Raw genomic sequence first — 15,908 nt, 5'->3', positions numbered from 1 at the left:
TCGTCGTCAGCTGCCGGACGCCGCGCGGTCGATGAACAGGCTGCCTTTGGTGACGATCTGCTCGCCGGGCTTCAGGTTGCCGGTGACCTCGACGAGGTTGCCATTGACGAGGCCGATCTTGATCTGGCGCAGCTCGACCGATTTGTCCTCGCGCGCGACCCAGACACGAACCTTGTCGGCTTCGTAGATCAGAGCCTGTTTCGGCACTGCCGGCGCGGCGCGATCGCCCGCCGAGTAGATCGTGACGTTGGCGAACATCTCCGGCTTGAGCAGGCCGTCCTTGTTGTCGATGATGGCGCGGACCAGCAGGCGGCGGGTGTTGGGGTCGATTGCGGCGGCGACATAGTTGATCTTCGCGGTGAGCGGACGGCCCGGCAGCGCCATCACGTTGACGGTGACGTCCTGTCCGATGCAGACCGCAGCCGCATCGCTCTCGCGCACGAAGGCGGTGAGCCAGACGGTGGAGAGATCGCCGATCACGAAGACCGGATCGCTGGCGCCAGAGTTGACGTATTGGCCGGGGCCGATCTTGCGCTGCACGACGGTGCCGGAGATCGGCGAATAGATCGTGATCTCCCGATCGATGACGCCTTTTTCCCGGAACGCCTTGATGGCCTCGTCGGTGAAGCCGAGGATGCGCAGCTTGTTGCGCGCCGCTTCCAGCGCCGTCGCCGAGGAGCGCATGTCATTCTGCGCCTGAACCTGCGTCGCTTCCGCCTGCTGATAGTCCTTCAGCGGAATGGCATGGCCCTCATAGAGATCCTTGGCGCGCTTGAACTGGATGTCGGAGAGCTCGAGCGCCGACTTCGCCTTGTTCTGCGCGGTCATCGCCGCGATGAAGTCGTTCTGGGCCTGCACCGTGTCGGCGGCCTCGATCGTAAACAGCGGTTGCCCTTGCTTCAGCGTCTCGCCGGGCTTGGCGAGCAGCTTGGTGACACGGCCGGCATAGGGCGAGAACACCGGCGTCGAACGGTCCTCATCGACGGCGACCTTGCCCTCGGTGGCGTATTCGGCACGGAAGGCGCGGGCCTTGACCGGCTCGATCGTCAGCGTCGCCCATTCGGACGGCGTCGGCGTGAAGGTCTGCGCATTCCTGCGCGACTGGCTGGAGATTTCGGAGTGCTTCTTTTGCTTCGGCCCCATAGCGAGGAAGCCGTAGGCACCGGCGGCGGCGAAAGCTAGTAAAACTACGTACGTGATCAGCCGCTGTCTGAACACCAGCAGTCGCTTGGTATTTTCAACCACCATGGAGCCCGGCCGTGTCTGCGACGATCTCGGCAGATGTCTGCCTTGTCGGTTGCGCTAATAGTGCCGAACTGGAATTTCAAACAACCTAAAAAACGCTGGCGCCCTTCGGTTTGCGTAAAAAATATCGCGACCTGTCAGCTTCATGTCAGCTTCGCGCCGGCCAACGTGCCGGATGAGAGCCGAGCGGCATCGCCGGACGAGACCAATGCGCCGGCGTCGTCGACAGCAGCGCCGAATGGCGCACCGCCTTCAGCATGCCGAATCCGGATGGCATGCTCTCGATGAACGCGGCATATACGGCCTCGCCCGAAAGATCCGGGGCATTCAGCCCGCCATCGAGCCGGCCGAGATTCCATAGCCAGCGTCCGGTCTGCGCCAGCGACACACGTACGTGCCAACTGCCGCCGTCGCGGGCTTGGCGCATCTTGGCCATCATCGCACCGAGCGCCATCAGATAGCCGGTGGCGTGGTCGAGCATCTGCGCCGGCAATTCCTTGGGAGCATCGAGGCCGGCGGCTCGGCCCTCGGCGTGATTGAATCCCGTCGTGGTCTGCACCAGGGAATCGAAGCCGCGGCGCTCCGCCCAGGGGCCGGTGTGGCCATAGGCCGACAGCGTCACATAGACGATGCCGGGATTGATCCTCGCTGCATCCTCCGGCGAAAAGCCGAGCGCGGCAAGCGCACCCGGGCGATAGCCTTGCGAGAAAATGTCGGCGTCCTCCAGCAGTTCGCGCAATTGCGCCCTGCCCGTGTCGGTCTTCAGCTCGATGAAGGTGGTGAGCTTGCCGCGGCCGGTATCGATAGTGAGCCAGTCGATGGCGGGCAGCGCCGGCCCCGACACCAGCAGCACATCTGCGCCGTACGCGGCGAGCGTCCGGCCGGCGACGGGGCCTGCGATGACGCGGGAGAGATCGAGCACGCGAAGACCTTCGAGCGGACGATCGCCTTTTGGCCACGGCTTTGGCGGGGCTTCGCCGATCTTCTCGATCGAGATCAGCGGCAATCGCGCGAGCGCGCGCGCCTGCGGCAATGCCGACCATTCGTCGTAGCTCCGCATCAGCGCAACCACGCCGCCCGCCGCGTAAGCTGCCGTCTCGAAATCCTCGCCCCTCCATTGCATCAGCGCAGCCTGCACCTTGTCGCGCGCCGGCTCGCAACCGAGCACGTCGCAGACGGCGGCGCGATGATGCGGGAAATTAGTGTGGCAGCGAACGAAGCGGCCATCGCCGGTCCTGTAGACGCCGGCGATCACGTCCCAGGCCGGCGGCGGCGGCTTGTCGTCGACACGCAGATAGCGCTCGGAGCGGCATTCGGCGACGGCGTGGCGCATGTCGACGGAAACGTCTTGCATCTGCCCGCTGCGCAGCCGCCAGATCTCGGCCGCGGCGAGGCCGGCGGCAGCGATGGTGGTCTGGCCGGCGACCGCCACGCGAAATGAAGAGGGAATCTGCGGCTCCTCGCCGCTCAGCCGCACGCGTTCGAGCGCGGCCGGATCGCCGCCGGCCGAGGTCCAGATATCCTTCAGGATATCGGCGGGGCTTTGCATGGCTGCTTCTCTCCCTTGCAGTTGAGCATGATCTTTCGGAAAACCGCTGCACACTTTTCCGGATCATGCTGTATTTTTGCGACCATCCATCAGCACATAAGGGAATGCAATGGCCGCCATCGATCCCCTCATCGCAGGTGCCGTATTCATCGCGACGGCGGCCACCGACGCCGTCTACGTCATGTTCACCTCGGCCGTGATCGCGCGCAAGCGCATTCCGGCGGCGAACTGGAGCGCGGTCTGGTACCTGCTCTCCTCTTATGCCGTGATCAGCTACACCGAAAACGCATTCTACGTCGCCTTCGCGGCAATCGGCTCCTGGACCGGCGCCTATGCGTCGCTGACCTTCCTGCACCGCCCGCCCGGCGGCCCGCCGGTGGGAGCGGCGCCGGAGTGAGGTGGGCGAGGTCTCTCTCCACGTCATTGCGAGGAGCTCTTGCGACGAAGCAATCCAGACTGTCGCCGCAGATGCATTTATGGATTGCTTCGCTGCGCTCGCAATGACGAATTGATAGTTCAGCATTCCTGCCAAAACAGCTACTCTCTCTGCACCAACAAGAAGGACAACCAAACAATGGATCTCGGTCTCAAGGGAAAGAACGCCATCGTCCTCGGCGGCACGCGCGGCATCGGGCGGGCGATTGCGGCGACGCTCGTCGGTGAAGGCGCCAATGTCGCTGTGTGCGCACGCAATGCGGAGCAGGTTGCGGCCACCGTCGCTGAACTGAAGGCGAGCGGCATCAAGGCTGCCGGCGGCGCCGTCGACGTTACCGACGGCGCCGCGTTGAAATCGTGGATCGAAGGCGCGGCAAAGGAGCTCGGCGGCATCGACCTGCTGTTCTCCAATGCCGGCGCAATGGCGCAAGGCGGCGATCCCGCGTCGTGGGAGCAGAATTTCCGGCTCGACGTTCTCGGCGCCGTGCACGCATTCGACGCCGCGCGGCCGTTTCTCGAGGCGAGCGGTGCCAGCAGCGGCGATGCCGCCGTCGTCATCATCTCCTCGATCTCGGCGGCGCAGGCCGACACGGCCAGTTCCTACGGCCCGATCAAGGCGGCGCTGATCCACATGGCCAAGGGCCTGGCGCGGCAATACGCCAAGAAGAAGATCCGGGTGAATGTGGTGTCGCCGGGCACCGTCTATTTCAAGGGCGGCGTCTGGGAGATGATCGAGAAGAACATGCCGGAGCGTTACAACGACGCGATGAAGCGCAATCCGACCGGCCGCATGGCAACGCCGCAGGAGATCGCGAACGCGGCGGTGTTTCTGGCGAGCCCGGTATCGGGATTCACGACGGGATCGAATCTGGTCTTGGACGGCGCGATCTCGAACCGGGTGAATTTCTGAGGGCGCGCTGCATCGTCAGCGCAGAACGCGTAGGGTGGGCAAAGCGAAGCGTACCCACGCCTCCGTTTCCGTATCGGACAGGTGGTGGGCACGGCGCTGACGCGCCTTTGCTCACCCTGCGACAGTAGATGTGTGGCGGCATCCCACGCCACACCCTCAATGAAAATCCCGCGACGGCGGCAGGATGCGGACGTTGCGGGGGTGGCGGATCTTCTGCGCCGGCATGTCCGCGAGCGCGCGAGGGTCTTCGTTGAGCGGCTCGACCAATGTGGCGCCTGCCGGCACCGGGTGCTGGCGGCTCAGCGCGTCGTTGGCGAGGCCGACCAGATCGTGCGAGCGGTCGATCATGCGCTGGGCGATGAGGTGCGTCACCTTTTCGGGGCTGCTCTGGATATAGCCCTGGACCTCGATGAGCCGCGCGCCCATGACTTCCTTCCGGTACTGCTCCATGATCTTGGGCCAGACCACGACATTGGCGATGCCGGTTTCGTCCTCCAGCGTCATGAACACGACGCCGCTGGCGCTGCCCGGCCGCTGCCGGACCAGCACCACGCCGACACAGCGGACGCGGCGCCGCTCGTTCTCATGGCTGATCTCCTTGCAGGCGACGATGCGCTCGCGCGAAAACATCTCGCGCAAGAACTCCATCGGATGGCCCTTCAGCGACAGGCGGATGGTCTGGTAGTCCGCGACCACCTGCTCGGCGCGCGGCATCAGCGGCAGCGGTCTTGCGCCTTCGTCCGGCTGCTCGCGCGCGGTGGCCGCCTCGAACAGCGGCAGCGGCACGTCGTCCGGCAGCCGCCGCACCTGCCACAGCGCCTCGCGGCGGTCGAGCCCGAGCGAGCGGAACGCGTCGGCATCCGCCAGCAGGATCAGCGCGCGCTTGGGCAGACCGGTGTCGCGGGCAAAATCCTCGAGCGAGGTGAAGGGACGGCGGTTGCGGGCGGCAATAATGCGGTCGGCCCAGTCCAACACTCTCTCCGCATTGTCATTCCGGGGCGATGCGTCAGCATCGAGCCCGGAATCCATTCCTCCAGGAAAATGCGGCCCAATGGATTCCGGGCTCGCGCTTCGCGCGCCCCGGAATGACAGCTGGGAGCGTTTCAGCCGCTCCTCGTCCTCGTCGAGCCAGTGGAATCCATCGATCTGGCGGAAGCCAAGACGGACGGCACAATATTTCCTGTTCCCCTCCTCCAGCGTGTTTTGCGCAAAGCTGTAGGACACGTCGATGTCGCGGACCTCGACGCCGTTCTTGCGGGCATCGCCGACGATTTGCGCCGGGGCATAAAACCCCATCGGCTGCGAGTTCAACAGGCCGCAGCAGAACGCATCGGGGTGATAATGCTTCAGCCATGAGGAGATGTAGACGAGCTGCGCGAAGCTCGCGGCATGGCTCTCCGGGAAACCGTAGGAGCCGAACCCCTTGATCTGGTCGAAGCAGCTTCTGGCGAAGTTGGGATCGTAGCCGCGCGCTACCATGTTGCCGATCAGCTTTTCCTCGTATTGGCCGATGGTGCCGACATTGCGGAAGGTCGCCATCGAGCGGCGCAGGCCATTGGCTTCCTCGGAGCTGAAATGTGCCGCTTCAATCGCGATCCGCATCGCCTGCTCCTGGAACAGAGGCACGCCAAGCGTCTTGTGCAGCACCTTGTAGAGCTCGTCCTTGTCGCCGTGCTCCGGCGACGGCGAGGGATAGCTCACCTTCTCCAGCCCGTTCCGCCGCCGCAAGTAAGGATGCACCATGTCGCCCTGGATCGGACCCGGCCGCACGATCGCGACCTCGATGACGAGATCATAGAAGGTCCGCGGCCTCAGGCGGGGCAGCATGTTCATCTGCGCGCGGCTCTCGACCTGGAATACGCCGAGCGACTCCCCGGCACACAGCATGTCGTAAACCCTGGGGTCGTCCTGAGGAACGCTCGCCAGCACAAAACGCTCACCCTTGTGCTGGTCGATCAGATCGAAGCATTTCCTGATGCAGGTCAGCATGCCCAGCGCGAGCACGTCGACCTTCATCATGCTCAACGCATCGACGTCGTCCTTGTCCCATTCGATGAAGGTGCGGTCGTCCATCGCGGCGTTGCCGATCGGCACATAGGTGTCGAGCCGGTCCTGGGTCAGCACATAGCCGCCGACATGCTGGGAGAGATGGCGCGGGAATTCGATCAGCTCGGTTGCAAGCTCGACCGCGAGGTTGATCATGGGATTTTGCGGATCTAACCCGGCCTGCCGGACCTGCATCTCGTTGAGGCCCTTGCCCCAGCTGCCCCAGACGGTATCGGCGAGCGCGGCGGTGACGTCCTCGGTCAGGCCCAGCGCCTTGCCGACGTCGCGAATGGCGCTGCGCGGGCGGTAATGGATGACGGTCGCGATGATCGCGGCGCGGTGGCGACCGTAGCGGCGATAGACATATTGCATCACCTCCTCGCGCCGCGAATGCTCGAAATCGACGTCGATGTCGGGCGGCTCCAGCCGCTCCTTGGAGATGAAGCGCTCGAACAACAGATCGACCTTGGTCGGATCGACCGAGGTGATGCCGAGCACGTAGCACACGGCCGAATTCGCCGCCGAGCCGCGGCCCTGGCACAGAATGTTCTGGCTGCGCGCATAGTTCACGATGTCATGCACGGTGAGGAAATAATGCGCGTATTTCAGCTCGGCGATCAGCGCGAGCTCCTTGTTGAGCGTCGCCCGCAGCTTGTCGTCGATCTTGCCGTCGAAATATTTCTCGACGCCCGCCCAGGTCAGATCCTCCAGATGCCCCTGTGCGGTCTTGCCCGGCGGCACCGGCTCGTCAGGATATTGGTATTTGAGCTGATCGAGTGAAAACTCGATGGCGTCCGCAAACCGCATGGTCTGTGCGATCGCATCGGGGAAATCTCGGAACAGACGCGCCATCTCGCGCGGTGTCTTCAAAAACCGCTCGGCATTGGCTTCCAGCTTCCGCCCCACAGCCTCGATCGTGGTCTTTTCCCGGATACAGGTCAGCACATCCTGCAGCGGACGGCGGCCGGGATCGTGATACAGCACCTCGTTGGTCGCGAGCAGCGGCACCTTCGCCTTCATCGCGAGATCATCGAGCCGCGCCAGCCGGCGCCGGTCGTCGCCGCGATAGACCAGGCTCGCCGCCAGCCACACCCCTTCGGCGCGGCCCGCCTTCAGCTGCGCCAGAACGTCCAGCGCCTGGGCCGGGTCGAAGCGATGCGGCAGCGTCAGGACCAGGAGCTGACCTTCGGAAAATTCCAGCAGATCGGCGAGGCTGAGACGGCACTCGCCCTTCTCGATCCGCGTGATGTCGTCGCCGCGCTTGCCCCGGGTCAGGAGCTGGCACAGCCGGCCATAGGCGGCGCGGTCGCGCGGATAGACCAAGATGTCGGGCGTGCCGTCGATGAAGACGATACGCGCGCCGATCAGCAGCTTCGGCTTGTGCAGCACCTTGTCATTGTCGAGCTCCTTGTAGGCCCGCACCACGCCGGCTAGCGTGTTGTGATCGGCGATCCCGATCGCGGGAATGCCGAGTGCGCTGGCCTGATGCACATAGGCGCGCGGATCCGAGCCGCCGCGCAGGAAGGAGAAGTTGGTGGTGATGCCGATCTCGGCATAAGCGGGCATATTCATGCGAAGAGACCGTGCACATACCAGCCGGGCGAGGCGGGCTTGCCCTCGCCATCGAACACCTCCCCCTCGTAAAGACCGTCGCGAAAGATCCAGAAGCGCAGGCCCTCGGCATCCTCGATGCGGAAATAATCCCGGGTCAGCTGCTTGCCGTCCTGCCGCCACCATTCCATCGCGATGCGCTCGGGCCCCTCCACCCGCACCACGGCATGCAGCGCGCGGCGCCAGGTGAATTGATGCGGCGGACCATCCGGCACGGCGGCGAACGGCACCTTGATCGGCTCCGGCTTGTCGAACAGCCTTAAGGGACGCAGCGGCGGCTCGCTCTCGACCCGCGCGGGCCATTCGGCCTGCATGGCGGCAGCAAGATGATGCTGCGCCGGAGCGGCCATCACTGCACATTCGGGAATATGGGTATCCTCAGGCAGGTGCACGACAACGCGTTTTCCCCCGATGCGCGCGGCGATGCGGTCGATCAGCGCGGCGAGCTCGTCATTGTCGTGGAGATGGGCGTCGAGATCGCGCTGCTCCTGCACCACGATCTCGGTGCGGCTCGCCGACAGGCGCACCATGTCGAAGCCGAAGCCGGGATCGAGCGGATCGGCGAGCGCATCGAGACGCTCGCGGAACAGGCGGTCGATCACCGCGCTTTTCGTCACGGGACGTCCGGTCTCGACCATGATCGCGCGCACCACGCCGTCGGTGCGGAAGAAGGCGGCCTCCAGCCGGCGCGCCCCTTTGCCCTGCTTCTCCATCGAGGCGATCAGCGTGTCGGCCAGCCGCGACAGCGTCATCGCGATCATGGTGTCGGTTGCGATCGGCTCGGCGAAGCGCTTCTCGACGATGTAGTCGGGCAGCGGCTTGCGCGGGCTGATCGGCGCATCGCCCTGCCCCAGCGCATGCGCGAGCAGCGTGGAGAACCGGGCGCCGAACCGCGCCGTGATCTCGCTTCGTGTGCGTGCGGCGACGTCGCCGATGGTCTTCAGGCCGGCGCGGCGCAGGCCGGTGGTGATGGCCTCGCTTGCACCGAGCGCGGACACCGGAAACCGCTCGATCGCCGCCGCCTCGCCGCCATCGGCGACGATGCTGCCGGAAGCCTGCCGCGTCAGCGTACGCGCGCAGACCGACGTGCCGGCGATCGCCGCACCGACGGCAAAGCCCTGCCGCCCGAGCGCACGAACCAGCGTCGTGAGCAGCGCAGCCTCGCCGCCGAACAGATGCGCGCAGCCGGTGATGTCGAGGAACAGCCCGTGCGGCGGATCGAGCGCCACCAGCGGCGTAAAGCGGTCGCACCAATCGGCGATATCGCTGAGCGTCTTCGCATCGGCCGCGACATCGGCGTCGAACACTTTCAAGTCCGGACACATCGCCCGTGCATTGGCCAAGGGTTGGCCGATGTACAGGCCGAGGCGCTCGGCGGTCTCGTCCAGCGCATGGATCACCAGCGCATTGTTGTCCTTGATGACGACGATGCTCGGATGCGTGGATTCACCCAGTCCGGCGCTGCCAAGGAACCGCTGAATCCGGTCGATGGGCAGGCGCGGCAACCACAGGCTGAGAATACGTCGACGGCTCACTGAACTGGCACTCATCACAATTCCATTCCATGATCCACCGGCCGCAGGGGCCATGACGATTGCGCAAGAGCTCGGCATCGAAGCGCGGCGCGCCCCAAACGCTCCACACAGGTCCCGGCGGCGAATGCGCCGCGCGCAGCATCCATCGCGTCTCCGCGGTGGAGGGCAGCGGCTGCGCGGCCATCCGCAGCATCAGGCCGGTGACGCCGGAGCCTTGCGCGGCCAAGGTCAGCTTGCGGCTCGCCACCAGATCGAACTGCCTGGTCTCGCCCCAGAGCTCGAGCACGACGGCGCCCAGCGCGTCGCAGGCAAGCGCATCGGCCGAGGTGCGAAGCGCGCTCTCGACATCGGCGGCGCGGACCATCACCACGCGGCGCGGATCGAGGCCGAGCTCTTTGAGCCCGCTCATCGACAGCGCGCCGGTTTCCATTTCCGAAAAGTCCTGCCGCACCCACAGCAGCGGCTTGCGTGCCGTCACGCGCCCCGCAAGTCCCATGACAAAACCCGTTGCGGCCACGCCCTGGCGCCCCTCGCAAAACACCTCGTGGATCGCCGCACGCGCGAGCCCGCCCTTCAGCGCGGCGTCGATCCCGCTGTGGCCGAGCGCCACCCGATCGTGCTGATGCACGATCTCCGCCGTCTCGATGCGCTCGATCTGGCCGCGCAAGATCGCAAGCGCGCTCATACGTGCGCCGCTCATGCTCGCCGCTCCTTCAGAAATTTGTGCCGTGGCCTTCAAAAGAAGAACCAGCGGCTGGCTCATTTGTTCATGATATGTTCTAATATAAAGCTAACGGCGCGCGGAGAGTCAATCGAATTGGTGCGCTTGCGGATTCATCAGCGGAATCAACGGGATTTAGACATGGACGTACAACGTAAGCTGGAGATCCTGGCCGATGCCGCCAAGTACGACGCGTCCTGCGCCTCCAGCGGCACCGAGAAGCGGGATTCCAGCGACGGCAAGGGCATGGGCTCGACCGCGCCCGGCATGGGCATCTGCCATTCCTATGCGCCGGATGGACGCTGCATCTCCCTGCTCAAAGTGCTGCTGACCAACGCCTGCAATTACGATTGTCTCTATTGCGTCAACCGCGCCTCCTCCAACGTGCCGCGCGCCCGCTTCACCATCGAGGAGGTGGTCAAACTGACGCTCGACTTCTACCGGCGCAACTACATCGAGGGCCTGTTTCTCTCCTCCGGCATCATCCGCAGCCCCGACTACACGATGGAGCAAGTGGTGAGTGTCGCGCGAAAGCTGCGCGAGGAGCATCACTTCCGCGGCTACATCCATCTGAAGACCATTCCCGAGGCCGACGATACGCTGATCGCGGAAGCCGGCAAATATGCCGACCGCCTCTCCATCAACATAGAGATGCCGCAGGAAACCAGCCTGCAGCAATTCGCGCCCGAGAAAGACGTGCGCGCGATCCGCCGCACCATGGGCCGGCTGCGGCTGAAGCTTGACGAGGCCGAGGAGAACCGCGCAACGAGAACGAAGGCTAAGCCGCAACGCTTCGCGCCGGCCGGCCAGAGCACCCAGATGATCGTCGGCGCCGACAGCGCCTCCGACCACACCATTCTCCACACCAGCTCCAATCTCTACGGCTCATACAAGTTGAGGCGGGTCTACTATTCCGCCTTCAGCCCGATCCCGGACGCCAGCCGCGCCTTGCCGCTGGTGCAGCCGCCCTTGCTGCGCGAGCACCGGCTCTACCAGGCCGACTGGCTGATGCGGTTCTACGGCTTCGATGTCGGCGAGATCGTCGACGACAGCGCGATGCTGCCGCTCGAGATCGATCCAAAGCTCGCCTGGGCGCTGCGTCACCGCGACCGCTTTCCGCTCGACGTCAACCGCGCCAGCCGCGAGGAGCTGCTGCGCGTGCCGGGCTTCGGCACCAAGGCGGTCGAACGCATCATCGCGGCACGGCGCACCACCACGATTCGCCTCGCCGATCTCGCGCGGCTGCATGTGCCCCGCAACAAGGCGATGCCGTTCATCGTCCTCAGCGATCACCGGCCGTCGCCACATCGTCTCGACGATGCGCGGCTGATCGAACGGTTCAAATCGAAGGCAACGCAACTGGGGTTTGGCTTCTGATGCAATACATCGTCCTCGACACCGAAACCGATCTCGACGGCTGGCGCAAAGCCGCACGCAGCCTCGTGCTTCACCACGTGCCGCCCAGCGATGTCACCTGGACCGTGCAAGGCGGCGAAGCGGACTTGTTCGCACCGCCCTCGCCATCCCCGATCCTCGAGGTCAACGACGGCACCTTCAACGTGTCAGGCAAATTCATCGAGCTCGCCAAGGCAGCGATCCTGCACCGCGATCCCCAGCGCTTCGCCATCCTCTATCGGCTGCTGTTTCGGCTGAAGGACAATCACGATCTCATCGATGTCGCGACCGATCCTGACGTTTCGCACGTCACCGCCATGGCGAGAGCGGTCCATCGCGACGAGCACAAGATGCATGCCTTCGTGCGCTTCCGCGAGATCGGCAGGGAACGCGAGGCGCATTACGTCGCCTGGTTCGAGCCGGAGCATCACATCGTCGAGTTCGCCGCGCCGTTCTTCGCAAAACGCTTTGCCGACATGCCCTGGTCGATCCTGACCCCCGATCTCTGCGCGCATTGGAATGGCCATTCGCTTTCGTTCACGCCGGGCGTCAGCAAGAGCGAGGCACCAAGCGAGGACCGGCTCGAGGAAACCTGGCGGCGTTACTACGCCAGCATCTTCAATCCGGCCCGGCTCAAGGTGAAGGCAATGCAGGCCGAGATGCCGAAGAAATACTGGAGGAACCTGCCCGAGGCTTCGATCATTAAGCCCCTGATCGAGGACGCCGAGCGCATGACCGGTGCTATGATCGCCAATGCCGCAACCGATCCGCACAAGCCCCAGAAGCGGCCGGAGGCTCCGATGAAACGCAAACCCGCTGCCGACGATCTCGAAGCGCTCCGCGAGGAAGCCGCGCATTGCCGCGCCTGCCATCTCTACAAGGACGCAACCCAGACCGTGTTCGGCGAAGGCCCGAAGTCAGCCAACATCATGCTGGTCGGCGAGCAGCCCGGCGACAAGGAAGACCTCGCCGGCCATCCCTTCGTCGGCCCGGCCGGTCAGATGCTGGACCGTGCGCTGGAGGAGGCCGGCGTCGACCGCAAGAAGGTCTATGTCACCAACGCGGTCAAGCACTTCAAATTCGTGCCGCGCGGAAAGATTCGCCTGCACCAGAAGCCGAATACGCCGGAGATCCGCGCCTGCCGGCAATGGTACGAACGCGAAGTTGCGGCGATCCAGCCCGATCTGATCGTGGCGATGGGGGCAACCGCCGCGCAGAGCGTGTTCGGCAAGATCACCCCGATCGGCAAGACCCGCGGCCGCCTCATCGAGCTTCCCGAGGGACGAAAAGCGCTGGTGACGGTGCATCCGTCCTATCTGCTGCGGCTGCCCGATCCGGAAGCCAAGGCGCTGGAATATCGGCGCTTCGTCGAAGACCTGAAAATCGCCGCGAGCCTGCAGCGGAAGGCGGCGCGCGCCGCGTGAACTACGACGCCGCCAGCTGTTCCTCGACCAGCTTCACCCAATAGGACGTGCCGTAGACGATCGCCTCGTCGTTGAAATTGTAGGCGGGATGATGCAGCCCGGCGCTGTCGCCGTTGCCGCAGAAGATGAAGGCGCCGGGCCGCGCTTCCAGCATGTAGGCGAAATCCTCGCCGCCCATCAGCGGCGGCATCTCGTGCACATTGGCATCGCCTGAGACCTGCTTGGCGATGCGGCGCGCCACCTCGGTCTCGGCGGCGTGGTTGTTCACGACCGGGTAGTTGCGCTTGTAATGCAGGTCGATCTTGGCGCCGGTGATCTGCGCCACGCCAGCCACCACCTCGTGCACGCGCTTCTCGACCAGCTTGCGCACCTCGGGCGAGAGGGTGCGGATGGTGCCCCGCAGAGTCGCGGTCTGCGGAATGACGTTGCGGGCGTTGCCGGCGTGGAATTCGCAGATCGAGATCACGGCCGATTCCAGAGGATCGACGCTGCGCGCGACGATCGATTGCAGCGCCGTGATCAACTGGGCACCAACCAGCACGGAATCGACGCATTTGTGCGGACGCGCGGCGTGGCCGCCGACGCCCTCGATCATGATGTCGACCTCGTCGGTCGCCGCCATGATCGGGCCAGGCCGGATCGCGAACGAGCCGACCGGGATGCCCGGGCCGTTGTGCATGCCGTAGACCTGCTCGATGCCGAAGCGCTCCATCAGGCCGTCCTTGACCATGGCAGCGCCGCCGGCGCCGCCCTCTTCGGCCGGCTGGAAGATCACCACGGCATCGCCGGCGAAGTTGCGGGTCTCGGCGAGATAGCGGGCTGCTCCGAGCAGCATCGCGGTGTGACCGTCATGGCCGCAGGCGTGCATCTTGCCCGGGATCTTGGAGGCGTAAGGCAGGTTGGTCTGCTCGTCGACGGGCAGCGCGTCCATGTCGGCACGCATGCCGATCACCTTGAGACCTTCGCCGGCCGGCTTGCTGCCCTTGATGACGCCGACCACGCCGGTCTGGCCGAGGCCGGTCACGACCTCGTCGCAGCCGAACTCGCGCAGCCGGTCCGCCACGAATGCTGCGGTGCGGTGGACGTCGTACAGCAGCTCGGGATGCTGGTGGATGTCCCGGCGCCAGGCCTGAATGTCGGATTGGAGGTCGGCGACGCGGTTGACGATGGGCATGGAGGTCTCGAGCTTTGTTGAAATGCAGGACTGTCTACCATGCAAGCGTCGGTCCAGCTAACTCCCGCAGATCGAGGGTAGCCCTGTCCTCTCGTCATGGCCGGCCTTGCCGCCGGCTCGTCTCCAACTCGGCTTGAGCTTGTCTTGAGCTTGTCTTGGCCATCCACGTCCGACTATTAGGACGGAAAGCGCGTGGATGTCCGGGACCAGCCCGGCGTGACGCCTGTTTGGGTGGAAGCAGAATGCCAAGGCGGCTCGAAGGTGAGTTTGACTACATTGTCGTCGGGGCCGGCACCGCCGGCTGCATCGTCGCCAACCGGCTCTCGGCCGAGCCCAAGAACCGCGTCCTCATCCTCGAAGCCGGCGGCGACGACAACTGGATCTGGTTCCATATCCCGGTCGGCTATCTCTTCGCGATCGGCAATCCGCGCTCGGACTGGATGTTCAAGACCGAGGCCGAGCCCGGGCTGAACGGCCGCTCGCTCGCCTATCCCCGCGGCAAGGTGATCGGCGGCTGCTCGGCGATCAACGCCATGATCTCGATGCGCGGACAGGCTGCCGATTACGATCACTGGCGCCAGCTCGGCATGACCGGCTGGGGCTACGACGACGTGCTGCCGCTGTTCAGGAAGCTCGAAGATCATTTCCTGGGCGCGAGCGAGCATCACGGCGCCGGCGGTGGCTGGCGCATCGAAGCGCCGCGGCTGTCATGGGACATTCTCGATGCGGTCGGCGACGCTGCCGAGGAGATGGGCATCAAGCGCATCCCCGATTTCAACACTGGCGACAACGAAGGCACCAGCTATTTCCACGTCAACCAGAAGCGCGGCCGGCGCTGGTCCTCGGCGCGCGGCTTTCTCAAGCCGGCCTTGAGGCGGGCGAACCTGCGGCTCGAGAAGCATGTGCTGGTCGACCGCCTGATCATCGAGCAAGGCCACGCCGTCGGCGTGCGCTTCATCCAGAACGGCGAGATGATCGAGGCGCGCGCGAAACGCGAGGTGATCCTCTCGGCCGGCTCGATCGGCTCGGTGCAGGTGCTGCATCGCTCCGGAATCGGGCCCGCCGACTGGCTGTCGCCGCTCGGCATCGACATCGTCATGGACAGGCCGGGTGTGGGTCGCAATCTTCAAGATCACCTGCAGCAGCGCGCGATCTACAAGGTCGAGGGCGTGCGCACGCTGAACGAGACCTATTACAATCTGTTCCGCCGCGGGTTGATGGGCCTCGACTACGCCTTCCGCCGCCGGGGTCCCCTGACCATGGCGCCTTCGCAGCTCGGTATCTTCACCCGCTCCGATGCGACGCGCGCCCGCGCCAACATCCAGTTCCACGTGCAGCCACTGTCGCTCGACAAGTTCGGCGATCCCCTGCACCGCTTCCCCGCCATCACGGTGAGCGCCTGCAATCTCCAGCCGACCTCGCGCGGCACCGTGCGGCTGCGCTCGGCGAGCCCGGACGAGAAGCCTGTCATCGCGCCGAATTATCTGTCGACGGAGGACGACCGCCAGGTCGCCGCCGACGCCATCCGCACCACGCGCCGCCTGATGCAGCAGAAGGCGCTCGCCAAATATCGCCCGAGCGAATATTTGCCCGGCCCCACCGTCGGCGACGACGATGCCTCGCTGGCCAAAGCCGCCGGCGATATCGGCACCACCATTTTCCATCCCGTCGGCACGGCGAAGATGGGCGCGGTCAGCGATCCCATGGCGGTGGTCGACGAGCGCCTGCGCTTCTACGGACTCGCAGGCCTGCGCATCGTCGATGCCTCGATCATGCCGACGATCACTTCCGGCAACACCAACACGCCGACGGCGATGATCGCGGAGAAGGGTTCCGCGATGATTTTGGAGGATGCGAAGTAGC

The 15,908-nt window shown here is 65.0% G+C and carries 11 protein-coding genes; 5 read left to right on the top strand and 6 right to left on the bottom strand.

Going from position 1 to position 15,908, the window contains the following annotated elements:
- Positions 1 to 6 precede the first annotated feature (6 nt).
- Both DCM79_RS28965 and DCM79_RS28960 read right to left on the bottom strand, forming a co-directional pair.
- Complete coding sequence (locus tag DCM79_RS28965; RefSeq protein WP_257177480.1) at positions 7 to 1,248, bottom strand: efflux RND transporter periplasmic adaptor subunit; 1,242 nt, start codon at positions 1,246 to 1,248, stop codon at positions 7 to 9.
- 145 nt (positions 1,249 to 1,393) lie between these two features.
- Positions 1,394 to 2,794, bottom strand: a complete 1,401-nt coding sequence (locus DCM79_RS28960) for a CoA transferase (RefSeq protein ID WP_257177479.1) — start codon at positions 2,792 to 2,794, stop codon at positions 1,394 to 1,396.
- A 109-nt stretch (positions 2,795 to 2,903) separates the two neighbouring features.
- Between DCM79_RS28960 and DCM79_RS28955 the strand changes: the two genes are divergently transcribed.
- Both DCM79_RS28955 and DCM79_RS28950 read left to right on the top strand, forming a co-directional pair.
- Complete coding sequence (locus DCM79_RS28955; RefSeq protein WP_257177478.1) at positions 2,904 to 3,191, top strand: hypothetical protein; 288 nt, start codon at positions 2,904 to 2,906, stop codon at positions 3,189 to 3,191.
- Positions 3,192 to 3,368: 177 nt separating this feature from the next.
- Positions 3,369 to 4,139: an SDR family NAD(P)-dependent oxidoreductase gene (locus tag DCM79_RS28950; RefSeq protein ID WP_257177477.1), complete on the top strand. Its 771-nt coding sequence runs from the start codon at positions 3,369 to 3,371 to the stop codon at positions 4,137 to 4,139.
- Positions 4,140 to 4,295: 156 nt separating this feature from the next.
- Here the strand turns inward: DCM79_RS28950 and DCM79_RS28945 are convergent, their stop codons facing one another.
- Genes DCM79_RS28945 through DCM79_RS28935 form a run of 3 tightly spaced genes read right to left on the bottom strand, consistent with a single transcriptional unit; the run spans position 4,296 to position 10,031 of the window.
- Positions 4,296 to 7,757 carry an error-prone DNA polymerase gene (locus tag DCM79_RS28945; RefSeq protein WP_257177476.1) on the bottom strand — a complete coding sequence of 1,154 codons (3,462 nt, stop codon included), beginning with the start codon at positions 7,755 to 7,757 and terminating at the stop codon, positions 4,296 to 4,298.
- Entirely contained in the window at positions 7,754 to 9,346 is a 1,593-nt protein-coding gene (locus DCM79_RS28940; protein ID WP_257177475.1) for a DNA polymerase Y family protein, read from the bottom strand. The genes DCM79_RS28945 and DCM79_RS28940 overlap by 4 nt, the downstream gene beginning before the upstream one ends.
- Positions 9,243 to 10,031 carry an ImuA family protein gene (locus DCM79_RS28935; protein WP_257177474.1) on the bottom strand — a complete coding sequence of 263 codons (789 nt, stop codon included), beginning with the start codon at positions 10,029 to 10,031 and terminating at the stop codon, positions 9,243 to 9,245. The genes DCM79_RS28940 and DCM79_RS28935 overlap by 104 nt, the downstream gene beginning before the upstream one ends.
- A 162-nt stretch (positions 10,032 to 10,193) precedes the next feature.
- On the opposite strand from DCM79_RS28935, the gene DCM79_RS28930 reads away from it, so the two are divergent.
- Together DCM79_RS28930 and DCM79_RS28925 are read left to right on the top strand one after the other, a co-directional pair.
- A complete protein-coding gene (locus DCM79_RS28930) occupies positions 10,194 to 11,429 on the top strand; it encodes a putative DNA modification/repair radical SAM protein (protein ID WP_257177473.1) in 1,236 nt (411 codons plus the stop codon).
- On the top strand, positions 11,429 to 12,871 hold the full coding sequence (locus tag DCM79_RS28925; protein ID WP_257177472.1) for a UdgX family uracil-DNA binding protein: 1,443 nt from the start codon (positions 11,429 to 11,431) through the stop codon (positions 12,869 to 12,871). Before DCM79_RS28930 ends, DCM79_RS28925 begins: the two co-directional genes overlap by 1 nt.
- Position 12,872: 1 nt before the next feature.
- Here DCM79_RS28925 and DCM79_RS28920 read toward each other — a convergent pair whose 3' ends face one another.
- Positions 12,873 to 14,045, bottom strand: a complete 1,173-nt coding sequence (locus DCM79_RS28920) for a M20 aminoacylase family protein (protein WP_257177471.1) — start codon at positions 14,043 to 14,045, stop codon at positions 12,873 to 12,875.
- Between the two features lie 242 nt (positions 14,046 to 14,287).
- On the opposite strand from DCM79_RS28920, the gene DCM79_RS28915 reads away from it, so the two are divergent.
- Complete coding sequence (locus tag DCM79_RS28915; protein ID WP_257177470.1) at positions 14,288 to 15,907, top strand: GMC family oxidoreductase; 1,620 nt, start codon at positions 14,288 to 14,290, stop codon at positions 15,905 to 15,907.
- The last annotated feature ends 1 nt before the right edge of the window (position 15,908 follow it).

Origin of the sequence: Bradyrhizobium sp. WBOS07 (genome assembly GCF_024585165.1) — a bacterium.
Lineage (GTDB): Bacteria > Pseudomonadota > Alphaproteobacteria > Rhizobiales > Xanthobacteraceae > Bradyrhizobium > Bradyrhizobium japonicum_B.
Note: the sequence above shows the minus strand (reverse complement) of the source record. Positions and strands in the feature narration are given on the sequence as shown.